The following is a 16,938-nucleotide window of genomic DNA, read 5'->3' as shown; positions in this document are numbered from 1 at the left end:
GATTGGTTTTTAAGTTATGTGTCAGAAAAGTAATTTATTTTTACACTCTTAAACTTTGATAATGAGCAAACGCGATTTAAAAAAATATTTAGCCGAATTGACCAAAGAACAACTCGAAGAACAATTGATTGAGCTGTACGAAAAATTCAGTCCCGTAAAAGTTTATTATGATTTTGTTTTTAATCCGAAAGAAGACAAGCTTTTGCAGGAATCGAAAGTTAAAATCTCACACGAATATTTTCCAATAAAAAAACCTGGAGCGAGATGGCGACCGAAGGCAAAAATGCGCCGTTCTGTCGCTCAAAAAATCATCAAACATTTTATTTCTCTTGGCGTTGATTCATTTATTATTGCCGATTTGATGTTGTACAACATTGAAATTGCACAAACGTATTCGTCTCAAAATCTCATCAAGCAAGAATTGTTTTACAAAAGTATGTTTAATTCATTTGAACAAGCAATCAATTTTTTAATTTCAAACAGTATTTTGTCTGACTATAAAGCAAGAATTAATGCAATTTATGATGAAACTGTTCAACAAAAATGGAAAAACAGATACGATTTTGAAGCAATTTTGGACAAAATTGACCTTTAAATACACTTCTCATAAAAAATCTTTATTTAAAAAAAACATTTATTTTAGGTTAAATAACGATGAATAACTGTTTTTTCGATGTATTTTTGCAAAAATCCAAAAATAAACAATGTCTCAAAACACTTTAGAAATAGAAAGAGAAGAGAAAAAAGAACTTTATGCGTACCAAAAAGGTGATATTGATGCCATTTTTGACCGTTTAGACAATGCTCCTCCAAAACACCATTTATTATATCAATTGCCTACTGGTGGGGGAAAAACAGTAATATTCTCAGAAATTGTACGTCGTTATTTATCTAATAATGACAAAAAAGTGGTTGTTTTAACACACCGTATCGAGCTTTGCAAACAGACATCAAAAATGTTGAAAGGTTTTGGCGTAAGCAATAAAATAATCAACAGCAAAGTAAAAGAACTTCCTGATCAAAATGATTATTCTTGCTTTGTGGCAATGGTTGAGACTTTGAAAAACCGTATTAATGATGAAAAATTGCATCTGGACAATATCGGTTTGGTTATTATTGATGAGGCACATTACAATTCATTCCGAAAATTATTAAACTCATTCAAAAATGCTTTTATTTTAGGAGTAACAGCAACACCTTTGAGTTCAAACATAAAATTGCCAATGCACCAGAGTTACGACGAACTTATCGTTGGAGACACAATTGGTTCATTGATTGACAAAGGATTTTTGGCAAGAGCAACAACTTATAGTTATGACGTTGGTTTGACATCTTTAAAAGTAGGTATCAACGGTGATTATACCGTAAAATCTTCTGACGATTTGTATACTAATACAATGATGCAGGAAAAATTGCTTCATGCTTATACAGAACGTTCTTTGGGCAAAAAGACCTTGATTTTCAATAACGGTATCCATACATCATTATATGTATATGATACTTTTAGAGAAGCTGGTTATGATATTAGACACCTTGACAATACAAGCAGCTCTGAAGAACGTAAAGATATTTTGGCTTGGTTTAAGAAAACTCCAGATGCGATTTTGACTTCTGTCGGAATCTTGACAACTGGGTTTGATGAGCCAACTGTTGAAACTATTATTTTGAACAGAGCAACAAAATCACTGACATTATATTTCCAAATGATTGGCCGAGGATCTCGTAAATTACCTGGAAAAGATGAATTTACGGTAATTGATTTAGGTAACAACGCCGCTCGTTTTGGATTATGGAGCGAGCCTGTAAACTGGCAACACATTTTCAAATCTCCTGAGTTTTATCTTGAAAATCTTAGAGATGATACTGAAATTGAAATGTTTTTCAAATACAGCATGCCGCCTGAATTAAGAGCAAAATTCAGCAAAACTGCCGATGTTACTTTTGATGTTGATGAAGAACATAAATTAGCAATCAAGCAAAATTTGCGTTCGAAAATTGTATTGGACAAATCATTAGAACAACACGCTTCAATGTGTGTTGATAATACAGAAACGCTGCAGGAAGCAAAATTATTGGCAAAAGAACTGGACGATGATATTGAATGCAGAATTAAACGCTATGCAAAATGTTTGAGCCAGTGCAGTAAAAACTACCGTGAATGGCTAGTTGACGATTACAAAAAGAACATGACTTTATTAATCGGTAAAAAATACCGTGAAAAAATCATGAACGAACCGGATTGATAAATTTTAGTCGGAAAGTCTAAAGTTTAAAAGTCATAAAGTTCCTTTATAGAACTTAAATAAAATAAACCATTAAGATGTTTAGAAATAAATCTAAATGTCTTAATGGTTCAATAATTTAAAAGAGAAACAAAATCTTTGGTACGATTTGAGAGAATCTAAAATCTAAAGTGAAAAATCTAAAATAAAAAAACATGTCTAAACAATTCTCAGCATTAGGAGTTTCAGCGCCAATTTTAAAAGCTTTAGGCGAATTAAGCATTGTTGAACCAACAGAAATTCAGCAAAGAACAATTCCGTTGCTTTTATCCGAAAAACACGATGTTGTTGGTTTAGCAAAAACCGGAACAGGAAAAACGGCCGCTTTTGGCTTGCCTTTATTGCAATTGATGGATACTGAATTGCCAGTAGTTCAAGCAGTAATTTTAGTTCCGACAAGAGAACTTGGACATCAGATTTTTAAAAATCTAGAAGATTTTTCTAAGCATATCCCAAATATTTCAATTGCAGCAACTTGTGGTGGAATTCCAATTAAGCCACAAATTGAACGCCTTACACAACCTACTCAAATTATTGTAGCAACTCCGGGCCGTTTGATTGATTTGATTCAAAGAAAAGCCGTTGATTTAACTCAGACGCAATATTTGATTTTAGATGAAGCCGATGAAATGGTTTCTATTCTAAAAGAAAGCTTGGACGAAATTATAGCAGAACTTCCAAAAAAACATCGTACACTTTTATTCTCGGCAACTTTGCCAGGAACAATAAAGCAGCTGATTCAGAATTATTTAAATAAAAATGTTGTTCAAATTAGCGCCAGCATGGAGACATCTGGAAATCAAGGCATAGATCATCAATATATTGTGGTTGATCCAATTGAAAAATTGGATGTTTTAATGCATTTCTTAAATTCAAGAGAAGGCGAACGCGGTATCATTTTTTGCAAAACAAAAGCTGCTGTCAATAAATTAGCTAAAAATTTGGCTATAAATCGTTTTTCTTCAGGAGCACTTCATGGAAGTTTGACTCAAGGAATACGTGACCGAATTATGGATCAATTCCGTGAAGGACATATCAATATTTTAGTAACGACTGATTTAGCGGCAAGAGGAATTGACGTAAAAGAGATCGCTTATGTTGTAAATTATCATTTGCCTGATACTTACGAAAATTATGTTCATCGAAGCGGAAGAACCGCTAGAGCGGGAGCAAAAGGACTTTCGTTGACTGTTTTACAGGAAGAAGAAGTTGTAGAAATTCCAGAATTTGAAGAAGAATTAGGAATTAAATTCACAAAATTCGAAAAACCATCTGCTTTGAGTTTAGAAGAAAACAATACGCTTTTGTGGGCAAAACAAATCTTCAAAACAAAACCAAATCACGATATTTCTTCAGATTTAAAAGCAAAAGTAAAAACCGTTTTTCATCATCTTACAAAAGACGAATTGATTGAAAAATTGCTGGCCAATTATGTCCTGCAAAACAAAATCGATGTAGTTGAAAAACCTGTTAAAAAATTCAAAAAGTAATAAATTCAACAATTGTCATTGCATATTAAAGTTGTATATTTATGAGGAATTATTTTTATAATCCTCGTAACAACAACATATAATATGAACATAGTCATAATAGGAGGAGGCTTTGCGGGAATCAATCTCGCAAAGGAACTTGTAAACCATCCTCAGATTCAAGTAACCCTTGTAGACAAAAATAATTACAACTTTTTTCCACCGCTTATATATCAGGTTGCAACGGCTTTTTTAGAACCTTCGAGCATTAGTTATCCTTTCAGAAAATTTTTTGCTGGGAAAAAGAACTTGAACTTTCGTTTAGGCGAATTAATTTCTGTCGTTCCGGAAGAGAATAAAATAATCCTTAATAATGGTGAATTGACATACGATTATCTTGTTTTTGCCACTGGTGCAGAGACAAGTTATTTTGGTATGGAAAACGTAATGAAAAACGCTATTCCGATGAAAACCTTAAATGATGCTATCGAAATGCGAAACACATTGCTTAAAAACCTTGAAAAAGCTGCTATTTGCAAAGAAATGCGCAAACGCCGCAAATTATTGACCATTGTAGTCGCGGGGGGAGGACCAACTGGAGTAGAAGTTTCTGGAATGTTTGCCGAAATGAGAAAAAGTATTCTTCTTAAAGAATATCCAGAACTAGATACTTCTGCCAGCAATGTTTATTTGGTTGATGGAGGAGACGCATTGCTTTCGCCAATGAGTGAAGCGTCTCAAAAAGACACTTTGAAAGCATTGACAGATCTTGGCGTTGTCGTAAAATTAAACAGCCGAGTAACCGATTATGTTGATGACACAGTGTTTTTTGAAAACGGAGAAACCATCAAGACCAAAAATTTAATTTGGGCAGCGGGAGTTTCTGCAAAACTTTTTGATGGAATTCCGAAAGAAAGTTACGGCCGTGGCCGACGTATGGCAACTGACCAATACAATAAAGTAAACGGTTTAGAAAATATCTATGCGATTGGTGACACGGCAATTTTAGCCGGAGATAAAAATTTCCCTGACGGACATCCACAAGTGGCGCAAGTAGCAATTCAACAAGGAATAAACTTGGCTAAAAATTTCATGAATATGGCTGCCGGGAAACCGCTGAAACCTTTTGCTTACCATGACAAAGGTTCTATGGCAATTATTGGACGAGCCAAAGCCGTTGTCGATTTGCCAAGTCCGAAATGGCATTTCAATGGATTTTTTGCTTGGGTTATTTGGTTGTTCATTCACTTGATTTCTTTGATAACTTACAGAAATAGACTAAATACCTTTTGGAATTGGATGGTTGCGTATTTTGCAAGAGATCAATCGCTTAGAATGATCATCAGACCAGACAAAAGACAATCTGCGGAATAAACGAATGAAATTCCAAATTTCAAATTTGTTGAGAATCAAAAAGCCAAAATCATCTGATTTTGGCTTTCGTTTTTAATCTTTGGATTTTAATAATTTATTCGGCTGTAGTTGGGTCGATTATTCCCACAACTTCATTTACTGAATTAGCTGGAAACCCGCCTAATTTAGCATGTTCATAAACCATTTCCTTATTTGCCGCTATATAAACACAATAAAGCTTATCACTTGTAATATAGCTGTTTAACCATTGAATTTGTGTTCCTAATTGATTAAGTACACCACAAGAAGCCTGTGAAATACTTTTTAATTGATCAGATGTAAGTTTACCAGCATTTGGGATTTCCCTTTCAATAACATACTTCGGCATAATAATTCGAAATTTATCCCTACTCATGTGGCTTTTCGGTTTCGCCCCGTTTTTCAAAATGGTATCTGGATTCCATTAATTTTAAGTACTATAAAATTAATGAATTAAAAGAATCGAAGACAGTAAATACTGATTTTTTAATTAATGAACAACTACAGTATCATTTTCTATGCCTAATTCTACTTTATGTTTGATGAAACGCTTTCCAATATTCAAAACCACAAAAGCTGTAATTGTCGTTACAGTCATAATTGCAACCATTGGAGCAACAGAATCTTTCACAAAAACACCAATTGCAAAAGATGCCAAAGCTCCTAGTCCAAGTTGTATTGCGCCCATTAAGGCCGAAGCGCTTCCGGTATTTTTTGCAAAAGGAGCTAAAGTTAATCCAGCAGTGTTTGGATTTGAAATTCCTAAACAAGCCAAAAACAAAAATAGCATCCCGATAGTTTCATACAAGCCCAAAAGATCATTTAGAGCCAAAACCAAGAAGATTATACTAATAACCGACTGAGAAATCAAAGCTCCAAAAATCATTTGTTCACTCGAAAATTTTTTCAATAATAAAGAATTCAATTGGCTTGACCCAATAAAACTAACCGACATGAAAGCAAAAATCCATCCATAGATTTTTCCATCAACATGATAAATATCCATAAAAATAATAGGAGAGGCCGCAACGTATGAAAATAATCCAGAAAACGCAATTGCACCCGTAAATGCGTAAGTATAAAATTGAGGCTCTTTTAAAACTTTTACAAAGTTATTTAGAATTGGTTTCGGCTTTAAAGAAACTGTTAGATCTGGCATATAAGTATTTGGCAATCCAATTTGTGATGCCAACAAAATAAAAATCCCCATGCACATCAAAATAAAAAATACGATATGCCAACCGTAATCTTCGGTTACGTAACCACCAATTGTAGGCGCCAACATCGGCGAAAGCCCAACCACAAGCATTAATAACGAAAAAACTTTAGGGATATCTTTCACAGGAAATAAATCACGAACCATTGCAACAGAAGCAACAGTTGCAGCACAACTTCCGATAGCTTGAACAAAACGCAAGAATATAAAAGAATCAATATCAGTAACATATATGCAACCTAAAGAAGCCAAAATATAGACCAAAAGCCCAATGAATAAAGGTTTTTTTCTTCCAAAACGATCTAAAAGTGGTCCATACAACAACTGTCCAGCAGAAATTCCGATAAAATAACTCGACAAACTCATTGAAACTTTTGCAACTGAAGTATTCAAATCTTTTGCAATATCAGAGAAACCAGGCAAATACATATCGATTGAAAAAGGACCAAGTGCTGTTAAAGAACCTAAAATAAGAATAAGCTTGATGTATTTTTTTGTTGTCATTTTCTTAAAAAACTGGAATAAATTTTCTGCAAAGGTAGAGTTTTCATAACTTGTAGTGTCTTTAAGAAAAATTTATAACGAATTATATTCTTTAAGGCTAATAAAATTTGCATATCAGATTTATTAATCCAAAATTTTTAAAAATTATGAAAAAGTACATCTTATTGTTAGCGATTCTGTTTTCGTCAGTTTCATTTGCTCAAACCATCACATCAAAAATTGAAGATGCAAATGCGGCGCAATACGAACTTCTTAAAAAAGTAAATGAATATTATCCAGATATCACACTCAGCAAAACTGTTACTAATTTTTATGCCGATGGAAATATCATCGACACAAAACAGGAATTTAACTTAAATGGGTCAAAATTTTCAAGTTATAAATTAGGAATCGATCCAGAAAACAAAAAACTATTATTTGAATATGTTTCAGATGAAACTGGAAAAGTTTTTGGCGATGTGCAACTTTTTAAAGGAAATGTTTTGAGAACAACATTTTCAGACAAACTAAATCAGATTGAAATTTCACTTAACGGAAAATCTGTTTATTTGAAAAAATTAAATTAAATTTTCAAATACGCGAAATTTGAAGCATCACGTATATGTGATGCTTTTTTATTTAAAATTCGCAAATGCTCATAAATCGTTTATTTGATAAAAAATAATTTATTTTTTCAAATATGAGAATTTTGAATTGAGTATAATGTTGAATGAAAATTCAATAAAATGTAAAAGAAAAAAATAATTTTCAAATAAGAGAGATATAAGGCATTGCGTTGTGATTTCGATATTTTTATTTTTTTTAGTAAAATTCTCATTTACAATAAGTTCAAATGGAAGGTGATAGTTACTATACTAGTTTCTAAATCAAAAAAATAATCAAAGCATAGATAATATGAAGTGGTTTTAAAATATTCTATTTTACATAATATAAATTATAGTTCAAAAGTAATGTATTTAGAAATACCTTAAATCAATCTCCTTATGAAATATTTTCTCATCCTGAAATGCCCATTACAACGGTAAATTAAATTTTAAACGTAAAAAAAAACATTTTAAAGCCTTGAAATCATTAAATCTTAACATTTCTTTAAAATAATCAGATTCTGCTAAATATGCTGTCATTGTAAGACTTTATTTTCTTATTTTTACATTCGATACTTTAAAAAAAATTATCAAACGTATGAATACAATTGCTGAGCATATTGCAGATTTTTTAAAAGAATACCCGCCGTTTAATAATTTGACTTTTCAGGAATTATCTGATATTGCTACTAATATCCGTGTATTAAATTTAGAAAAACACACTGTATTATTTCAAAACAACGATACGCTTCATGATAGCTTTTATGTTGTAGCTTCCGGCGTCATTAATTTGACTACAATCGCTGATGCTGAGGAAACGATTATCAACAAATGCCACGAAGGCGATATTTTTGGCCTAAGACCATTCTTTGCCAAAAACAATTACATGATGACTGCAAAAGCACGTGAAGAAAGCATTATTTATGCTATTCCGATTGCTGTTTTCAGACCTTTTGTAGCTAATAACTCTGATGTTTTGAACTTTTTACTGGAGAGTTTCGCAACAAATTCAAGACATACAAAAGACAGCGTAAATTCAAATGGAAAAATGATTTCTGATACTTCTTTTTATGTAGATCAGCAATCAGAAATGCAATATATTCAATCACTTAACTATAATAATTCGCCATTAACTACTGAAGCAAATCATGTTGTAAAAGATGTTGCTATTTTAATGACTGAGGCAATGGTTGACAATATTATCGTATGTGGAGAAAAAAGTCGTCCAATTGGAATTGTAACCGCTACCGATTTAGCTTCAAAAATTGCAACAGGACGTTACCCTATCACCGAAACGATTGATAAAATTATGTCCTCGCCTGTAGTAACTGTAATTGAAAATGTTTCGCTTGCTGAAGCACAACTATTAATGCTAAAACATAATGTAACGCATTTATGTGTAACTAAAGATGGTACAAGCAAATCTGCTGTAAAAGGAATTATTTCTGAGCACGATTTAATTGTGGCTCAAGCCAGTAACCCTGGTGTCTTAATTAAAGAAATCAAGCGCTCACAGTTGCCAAAAGACTTAAAACAAATTCGTGATCGTCTATCTGATTTGATTCAGAATTCGATTCAAAAAAACATTCCAATTTCGCACGTGAGCAATATTGCTAGCGAGATAAACTTGGCTATTATAAAGCGTTCTGTTGAATTATCTATTTTAGATTTAGGTTCACCTCCTGCTCGTTTTGCTTGGTTAAGCATTGGAAGTCAAGGACGTAAAGAACAATTATTACTTACAGATCAAGATAGTATTTTGATTTTTGAAGATGTCGCGCCGGAAAAATACCGAGAAGTAAAAGATTATTTTTTAAGGCTGGCAAAAAGAGCTACTGCTATATTAGAAAAAGTTGGTTATGAATTCTGTCCAAACGGGCATATGGGAAGCAATATGCTCTGGTGTAAATCGTTGACTGACTGGACAAAACAATACAACAGTTGGATGAATACTCCAGGTGAAAACAGTAATGATTTGAGCAGTATTTTCTTTGATTATGAAATTGTTTTTGGAGAGCCGAAAATTGAAGAAGTAATTGAAAATGTAATTTTCAAAAATGCTGTAAACAATACATTATTCTTTGACTTTTTAGGGAATGATGCTTTGAAAAAGAATTCACCTCTGAGTTTCTTCAAAAAATTCATTATTGAAGAAGAAGGCCCACATAAAGGAAAATTTGACATCAAAACACGTGCATTAATGCCGTTAATTGATGCAGCACGTTTACTAATTTTAAATGCAAACATTAAAGGAATTAAAAATACTTATTTGAGATTCAAACAGCTGGCAATAACAGATTCTAAAAATGCTGAAATATATTTGAGTTGCGCCGAAGCTTTTTTAACGCTTTCAAAATTTAGAACTGTTGAAGGGTTAAAAAATGATGACTCTGGTCAATATATTAATGTAAGAGATATGTCTAAAACAGACAAAGAAAAGTTAAAAAATGCCTTGACCCCAATGAAAGATCTTGAGGAATTAATTAAGAGTAAATTTCAACTTACACAATTCTCGTAAAATATGCTAGACTGGCTAAAAAATATTAATAAAGAATATCCAGAATTTTGGAAAGAATACCTGAATAAATTTGAAACAAAACCCAGCCGATTCGTTGTGCTATCAACTGAAACTTCGGGCCTAAATCCCAGTAAGGATGTTATTTTGTCTTTAGGTGCTTTTTCGGTAATTGATGATAGTATTGTAATCAAGGATAACTTTGAATCTGTCTTGCTGCAATATAAATTTTTGCAGGATAACGGACTTTCAAACGAGTTTATTATTGAAAGCAAAATGAGCAAAATGCAGGAACCAGAAGCACTGGAAGCATTTGTTAATTTTCTTGGCAACGCTGTTTTGGTAGGTCATCATATTAATTTTGATATCGAAATGCTGAATTCTTCTTTAGAACGCCTTGACTGCGGAAGACTAAAAAATGAAGCCCTAGATGTTGATGTGATGTACAGGAAATTAATGGATATTAATGACAAACAATTTTCGCTTGATGATTTATGCGAAATTTACAAAATTCCAAAAAGCGACAGAAATTCTTCTGCCGAAGATGCCTATAGAATTGCATTGTTGTTCTTAAAATTAAAATCAAGACTTGGAATTAAGTAAAAAAGCCAAATACTAAAATTCAAATTCCAAATTTCAATCGTAAAAAAGCCTCTTATTTCTAAGAGGCTTTTTACTTTATCTATAAATTTAAATTTTTAGATTTTTCCTTTTGTAATTTCTTCTACGACTTCAGGATTCAATAAAGTTGAAGTATCTCCAAAATTAGAGAAATCACCTTCAGCTATTTTGCGCAAAATTCTACGCATAATTTTTCCTGAACGCGTTTTTGGCAAACCAGAAACAAACTGAATTTTATCCAATTTTGCAATTGGGCCAATATGATCAGCGATATATTGGTTAATCTCTTTTGTCAAGTTTTCCTTATTTCTATCTTCTCCAGTTTCTTTCAAGATTACATAACCGTACAAAGCATTTCCTTTAATATCATGTGGGAATCCAACAATCGCAGATTCTGCAACAGCTGGGTGCTCATTGATAGCATCCTCGATTGGAGCAGTCCCTAAATTATGGCCAGAAACAATTACAACATCATCTACTCTACCCGTAATTCTATAATATCCAACTTCATCTCTTAATGCTCCATCACCAGTAAAGTATTTCCCAGGGAACGCTGAGAAATAAGTTTCTTTATATCGATCGTGATTCCCCCAAATTGTCCTCGCAATTCCAGGCCAAGGGAATTTAATACACAAACTTCCAACAACTTGATTTCCTTCAATTTCATTTCGTTTCTCATCCATTAAAACTGGCTGAATTCCTGGTAATGGCAAAGTTGCATATGTTGGTTTTGTTGGCGTAACGAAAGCAATTGGCTAAATCATAATTCCACCTGTTTCTGTTTGCCACCAAGTATCGACAACCGGGCATCTTTTATCTCCAACGTGGTCATTAAACCAGTGCCAAGCCTCTTCGTTGATTGGCTCTCCAACAGATCCAATAACTTTAAGCGATTTTAGAGGATATTTTTGAATATAATCTAAACTTTCTTTTGCCAATGAACGGATTGCAGTTGGTGCAGTATAAAATTGTGTGATTTTATGTTTTTCAATAATATCCCAGAAACGACTAAAATCAGGGTACGAAGGAACTCCTTCAAAAATTACTGTTGTTCCACCGTTCAATAATGGTCCGTATAATATATAAGAATGACCTGTAATCCAACCAATATCTGCAGTACACCAGAAAATATCATTTTCTTCGTGGCTAAAAACATTTTTAAATGTATAAGCCGTGTAAACCATGTACCCAGCTGTAGTATGAACCATACCTTTTGGTTTTCCTGTTGATCCTGAAGTATATAAGATAAACAAAGGATCTTCAGCGTCCATAATTTCGGCAACACTATTGTCCAGAGCAGCATCTAACAATGGTTGTAACCAAATGTCACGGCCGTCTTTCATTTTTACTTCAGTATTCGTTCTTTTTGCAACCAATACTTTTTCTACTGAAGGACAAGTTTCAAGAGCTTCATCAACAATTCCTTTCAAGTCGATTGTTTTGTTCCCTCTGTAACCTCCGTCAGAAGTGATTACCATTTTACACTCGCAGTCATTAATTCTGGCAGAAACTGCCGAAGCAGAAAACCCAGCAAAAACAACAGAATGAATTGCTCCAATTCTAGCACAGGCCAAAACTGAAACTGCCAATTCCGGAATCATAGGCAAATAAATACAAACTCGGTCTCCTTTGCGTACGCCTTGCTCGCGCAAAACATTTGCCATTTTCGAAACTCTTTCGTATAATTCATTATATGTTATATGCAAAGCTTCCTCCGACGGATTATTTGGTTCGAAAATAATTGCCGTTTTCTCACCTCTTTTGCTTAAGTGTCTATCGATACAGTTTTTTGTAATATTAACTTTTGCGTCAGTAAACCATTTTACTTCGGCGTCGGCCATATTAAAATCAACTACTTTCTCCCATTGCTGGTACCAAGTAAAATTTTCTTCTGCGATTTTACCCCAGAATTTCCTTGGTTCCCTTATTGACTTATTGTAATGTTTAAAATATTGTTCTAAATTTTCAATTTTATAATAACTCATATGTTTCTTGGAATTTTTTTTATAAATGTATTAAATCTCGGTGTATTCTTAAAATTATTTAATTCATAAATTTTGGCAAATAAAAACACATATTTAAAAAAATATCTTTTTTTAATGTATTTAATGCAAAAAAATACTTTTTTACTTCAAAAAGCATATTACAAAAAAGGCGCAGTAGATAAATACTGCGCCTTTTTATTTTTAACAATTTCAATAACAATTAATTTCGTAATTATAGAATTACAATACTTTTCTCTATTTTGAAAATAGCAGCATCTTTATCAATCAAAATGAAATTTCAACAAGTATATTTCTACCAAAAATATACCCCATTTATAAGGGATTAGCTTCACTTAACTTACTATCACAGAAGTTAAGTGAATGCAACATGCATCTATATCTAGTTTCTTAATAAGTGCTTACTAATTCAAAATATTACAAATCATGATACAGTGCAAATCTCGCAAAATCGAATTTCGCTAGATTTCCCCAAACTTTTTTAATTATCCAATTTTTTTCATTGCCGTCATAGATTCTCTCAACCAAGCTCCTACTTCTTCGATAGGATGTTGACGAATTTCTCTGTTTACAGCAATTAATACTGCATTATCTACTCCGTTTGAAGTTGAAAATGGTTTTCCGATAATGTTAGTTTCTACTTTTTTCATGAATTCAGTCAATAATGGCTTACATGCATGATCAAATAAATAACATCCGTACTCAGCAGTATCAGAAATTACACGGTTCATTTCGAACAATTTCTTTCTTGCGATTGTGTTTGCGATTAATGGCAATTCGTGTAACGACTCGTAATAAGCTGATTCTTCAATAATTCCAGCTTCAGTCATTGTTTCGAAAGCTAATTCAACACCAGCTTTTACCATTGCAATCATTAATACTCCATTGTCAAAATATTCTTGCTCAGAAATTGGTGCTTCTTGTGGCGCTGTTTTTTCGAAGTTAGTTTCTCCTGTTGCAGCTCTCCATTTCAATAAGTTAACGTCGTCGTTAGCCCAGTCAATCATCATAGTTCTAGAGAATTCTCCAGAAATAATATCGTCTTGGTGTTTTTGGAATAACGGACGCATAATGTCTTTTAATTCCTCAGCCAATTCGTAAGCTTCGATTTTAGAAGGATTATTCAAACGATCCATCATATTTGTAATACCACCATGTTTCAAAGCTTCAGTGATAGTTTCCCATCCGTACTGAATTAATTTTGAAGCGTAAGCAGCATCGATTCCTTTTTCAACCATTTTATCAAAACATAAAATAGACCCAGTTTGCAATAATCCACAAAGAATTGTTTGCTCACCCATTAAATCTGATTTTACTTCAGCTACGAAAGATGATCTTAAAACTCCTGCTCTATGTCCTCCAGTTGCCACAGCGTAAGCTTTTGCTTGATCTAAACCAAATCCGTTTGGATCATTTTCTGGGTGAACTGCAATAAGAGTCGGAACTCCAAATCCTCTTTTGTATTCTTCACGAACCTCAGAACCTGGACATTTAGGAGCACACATAATTACAGTGATATCTTTACGAATCTGCATTCCTTCTTCAACGATGTTGAAACCGTGAGAATATGCTAGAGTTGATCCTTGTTTCATCAATGGCATGATTGCAGTAACTACAGCAGTATGTTGTTTGTCTGGAGTTAAGTTACAAACTAAATCAGCAGTTGGAATCAATTCTTCATAAGTTCCTACTTTAAAACCATTTTCAGTTGCATTTTTATATGAAGCTCTCTTTTCAGCAATTGCATCTGCACGCAATGCGTAAGAAATATCTAAACCTGAATCTCTCATGTTTAAACCTTGATTCAAACCTTGTGCACCACAACCTACGATAACAACTTTTTTTCCTGCTAATGCTGCAATTCCATCTGCAAATTCTGACTGCTCCATGAATTCACAAACTCCAAGTTGCTCTAATTGTAATCTAAGTGGTAATGTGTTGAAATAATTTGCCATTTTTTTTTATTTAATGAATGTGTAATTTAATAATTGATTAATATGTAAGTATGAATGATATTATTTGAATGTTTCTAACAATGTCGAAATCTCCATTTTTTCTTTAGAAACCGAAATTCTTCCTGAACGAACAAATTGCATAATTCCGTATGGTTTGAATTTTTCGTACAATTCTTCAATTTCAGAACGTCTTCCCGATTTTGAAATCACGAAGAAGTCACGGGAAACTGTCACAATTGTTGATTGGCTCTCTTTGATTATATTCTGAATTTGTTTTTCATCAAACAACAAATTAGAAGCAATTTTGAATAAAGCATTTTCTAGATAAATTGTCTCTTCGTCTGTATGATAAAATGCTTTTATTACTTCGATTTGCTTTTCAATTTGCCCTACAATATTCTGAACCCATTTTTCAGTTGTATTTACTACAATGATAAATCTTGAAACATTCTCTATTTCTGATTCAGAAACATTTAGACTTAATATATTGATGTGACGCTTTAAGAATATTCCAGATATTCTATTTAACAATCCCACGTTATTTTCTGAGTATACCGATATGGTAAATGTTTTATCTTCCATTTTTTTTTAGTTTTTTTTTGTTTCAGGTTTCAAGTTTCAAGTTCTGTTTAGAACCTGAAACCTGAAACTTAAAACTTGAAACCTTTTTCTAGCTTAATCTAATTTCTGAAACACATGCTCCTGTCGGAATCATAGGGAAAACATTATTTTCCTTTTCCACCATAACTTCTAAGAAATAAGAATCTTTCGAAGCCAGCATTTCTGCAATCGCTTCGTCTAAATCTTCGCGTTGTGTGACTTTTTTAGATTGAATATGGTAACCTTCAGCAATTGCAACAAAATTTGGATTAATCATTTTTGTTGATGCATATCGATTGTCAAAGAATAATTCTTGCCATTGACGCACCATCCCTAAAAACTCATTGTTCAAAACAACAATCTTTACCGGTACCTGAGTCTGGAAAATCGTTCCAAGTTCCTGAATCGTCATTTGGAAACCACCATCACCAATTATCGCTACTACTTCACGTTCTGGTTTTCCCATTTTTGCCCCAATTGCTGCTGGCAATGCAAATCCCATTGTTCCTAAACCTCCTGAAGTAATATTACTCTTTGTTGAATTGAATTTAGCGTAACGACAAGCAAACATTTGATGTTGACCAACATCTGAAACGATAATTGCATCGCCTTTTGAGTGTTTGTTAATCATTTCAATAGTTTCACCCATTGAAATTCCTTTACCATTCGTTGGGTTTAGTTCTTCTTTTATTACCGAATTAAACTCAACTTCTGCTAATGCTTTAAATTCATTATGCCATAAATCGTGCGATTTTGCATCAAGCAAAGGCAATAAAGCTGCAAGAGATTCTTTGACATCACCTAAAACCGCAATTTCAGTTTTAACGTTTTTATCAATTTCAGCTGGGTCAATTTCAAAATGAATTACTTTTGCTTGTTTTGCATAAGTGCTTAATTTACCTGTAACACGGTCATCAAAACGCATTCCGAAAGCAATCAAAACATCACATTCGTTTGTCAATAAATTTGGCGCATAATTTCCGTGCATTCCAAGCATACCAACATTTAAAGGATGATCTGTCGGCAAAGCTGAAAGACCTAAAATTGTCCATGCAGCTGGAATTCCAGATTTTTCGATTACCGCTTTAAATTCTGCTTCTGCTTGACCAAGAATAATTCCTTGTCCAAAAACGATTAATGGTTTTTTTGCACTATTTATCAATGCAGCTGCTTCAGCAACTTTATCTAGATTCAATTTTGGAACTGGAACATAACTTCTGATTCCTGTACATTTTTCATAACTAAAATCAAGCTCATCAAACTGAGCATTTTTAGTAATATCAATCAAAACTGGCCCTGGACGTCCAGAACGAGCAATGTAAAATGCTTTTGCAATAATTTCAGGAATTTGAGAAGCTTCAGTTACCTGAAAATTCCATTTTGTAACCGGAGTTGAAATTCCGATAATATCTGTTTCCTGAAATGCATCAGAACCTAACAAATGTCTTCCAACTTGTCCTGTAATACAAACCATTGGTGTCGAATCGATCTGAGCATCTGCAATTCCTGTAACCAAATTCGTCGCTCCTGGTCCAGAAGTCGCAATTGCCACCCCTACTTTTCCTGTAGCTCTTGCATAACCTTGAGCTGCATGCGTTGCACCTTGTTCGTGACGTACTAAAACGTGGTGCAACTGATCTTGAAATTTATATAATTCGTCGTAAACTGGCATGATTGCTCCACCTGGATAACCATAAATCAAGTCTACACCTTCTGCTAACAAACATCTTATAACGGCTTCTGCCCCTGATATTCTCATAGTATATTTTTTTTATCAATTTCAATAACAGTTATTAT

General features: G+C 33.2%; 12 protein-coding genes and 1 pseudogene. 7 read left to right on the top strand and 6 right to left on the bottom strand.

Translation table 11 applies throughout. From position 1 onward, the window contains the following. The first annotated feature begins 61 nt into the window (after window positions 1–61). From H600_RS0116530 to H600_RS0116515, 4 genes are all read left to right on the top strand, one after another. Window positions 62–595: a DUF6155 family protein gene (locus tag H600_RS0116530; protein WP_026729828.1), complete on the top strand. Its 534-nt coding sequence runs from the start codon at window positions 62–64 to the stop codon at window positions 593–595. A gap of 109 nt (window positions 596–704) precedes the next feature. After that, the gene (locus H600_RS0116525) at window positions 705–2,243 is read left to right on the top strand and encodes a DEAD/DEAH box helicase (protein ID WP_026729827.1); all 1,539 of its coding nucleotides are present in this window, start codon (window positions 705–707) and stop codon (window positions 2,241–2,243) included. Window positions 2,244–2,437: 194 nt separating this feature from the next. Further along, a complete protein-coding gene (locus tag H600_RS0116520) occupies window positions 2,438–3,772 on the top strand; it encodes a DEAD/DEAH box helicase (RefSeq protein WP_026729826.1) in 1,335 nt (444 codons plus the stop codon). Between the two features lie 84 nt (window positions 3,773–3,856). Beyond that, window positions 3,857–5,125: an NAD(P)/FAD-dependent oxidoreductase gene (locus tag H600_RS0116515; protein WP_026729825.1), complete on the top strand. Its 1,269-nt coding sequence runs from the start codon at window positions 3,857–3,859 to the stop codon at window positions 5,123–5,125. Window positions 5,126–5,219: 94 nt separating this feature from the next. Here H600_RS0116515 and H600_RS0116510 read toward each other — a convergent pair whose 3' ends face one another. Beyond that, window positions 5,220–5,519 (bottom strand): DUF4242 domain-containing protein, encoded by a 300-nt coding sequence (locus H600_RS0116510; RefSeq protein ID WP_245176583.1) that lies wholly within the window; start codon window positions 5,517–5,519, stop codon window positions 5,220–5,222. 114 nt (window positions 5,520–5,633) lie between these two features. Further along, window positions 5,634–6,863 (bottom strand): multidrug effflux MFS transporter, encoded by a 1,230-nt coding sequence (locus H600_RS0116505; protein WP_026729823.1) that lies wholly within the window; start codon window positions 6,861–6,863, stop codon window positions 5,634–5,636. A 146-nt stretch (window positions 6,864–7,009) separates the two neighbouring features. Between H600_RS0116505 and H600_RS0116500 the strand changes: the two genes are divergently transcribed. The 3 genes from H600_RS0116500 (at window position 7,010) to H600_RS0116490 (ending at window position 10,565) form a co-directional block, all read left to right on the top strand. After that, the gene (locus H600_RS0116500) at window positions 7,010–7,429 is read left to right on the top strand and encodes a hypothetical protein (RefSeq protein WP_026729822.1); all 420 of its coding nucleotides are present in this window, start codon (window positions 7,010–7,012) and stop codon (window positions 7,427–7,429) included. Window positions 7,430–8,045: 616 nt separating this feature from the next. Further along, entirely contained in the window at window positions 8,046–9,965 is a 1,920-nt protein-coding gene (locus H600_RS0116495; protein ID WP_026729821.1) for a DUF294 nucleotidyltransferase-like domain-containing protein, read from the top strand. A gap of 3 nt (window positions 9,966–9,968) precedes the next feature. Further along, window positions 9,969–10,565: a 3'-5' exonuclease gene (locus tag H600_RS0116490; protein WP_026729820.1), complete on the top strand. Its 597-nt coding sequence runs from the start codon at window positions 9,969–9,971 to the stop codon at window positions 10,563–10,565. 95 nt (window positions 10,566–10,660) lie between these two features. On the opposite strand, the pseudogene acs reads toward H600_RS0116490, so the two are convergent. From acs to ilvB, 4 genes and pseudogenes are all read right to left on the bottom strand, one after another. Then, window positions 10,661–12,568 (bottom strand): annotated as a pseudogene (gene acs / locus H600_RS22215) (acetate--CoA ligase). Window positions 12,569–13,071: 503 nt separating this feature from the next. Beyond that, window positions 13,072–14,541 (bottom strand): ketol-acid reductoisomerase, encoded by a 1,470-nt coding sequence (gene ilvC / locus H600_RS0116475; protein WP_026729819.1) that lies wholly within the window; start codon window positions 14,539–14,541, stop codon window positions 13,072–13,074. Window positions 14,542–14,601: 60 nt separating this feature from the next. Next, window positions 14,602–15,123, bottom strand: a complete 522-nt coding sequence (ilvN, locus tag H600_RS0116470; protein WP_026729818.1) for an acetolactate synthase small subunit — start codon at window positions 15,121–15,123, stop codon at window positions 14,602–14,604. A gap of 88 nt (window positions 15,124–15,211) precedes the next feature. Further along, window positions 15,212–16,900, bottom strand: a complete 1,689-nt coding sequence (gene ilvB / locus H600_RS0116465; protein ID WP_026729817.1) for a biosynthetic-type acetolactate synthase large subunit — start codon at window positions 16,898–16,900, stop codon at window positions 15,212–15,214. Window positions 16,901–16,938 lie beyond the last annotated feature (38 nt).

Origin of the sequence: Flavobacterium denitrificans DSM 15936 (assembly GCF_000425445.1) — a bacterium.
Classification (GTDB): Bacteria; Bacteroidota; Bacteroidia; order Flavobacteriales; family Flavobacteriaceae; genus Flavobacterium; species Flavobacterium denitrificans.
The sequence above is the reverse complement of the archived record's forward strand: the minus strand, read 5'-3'. Positions and strand labels throughout refer to the sequence as shown.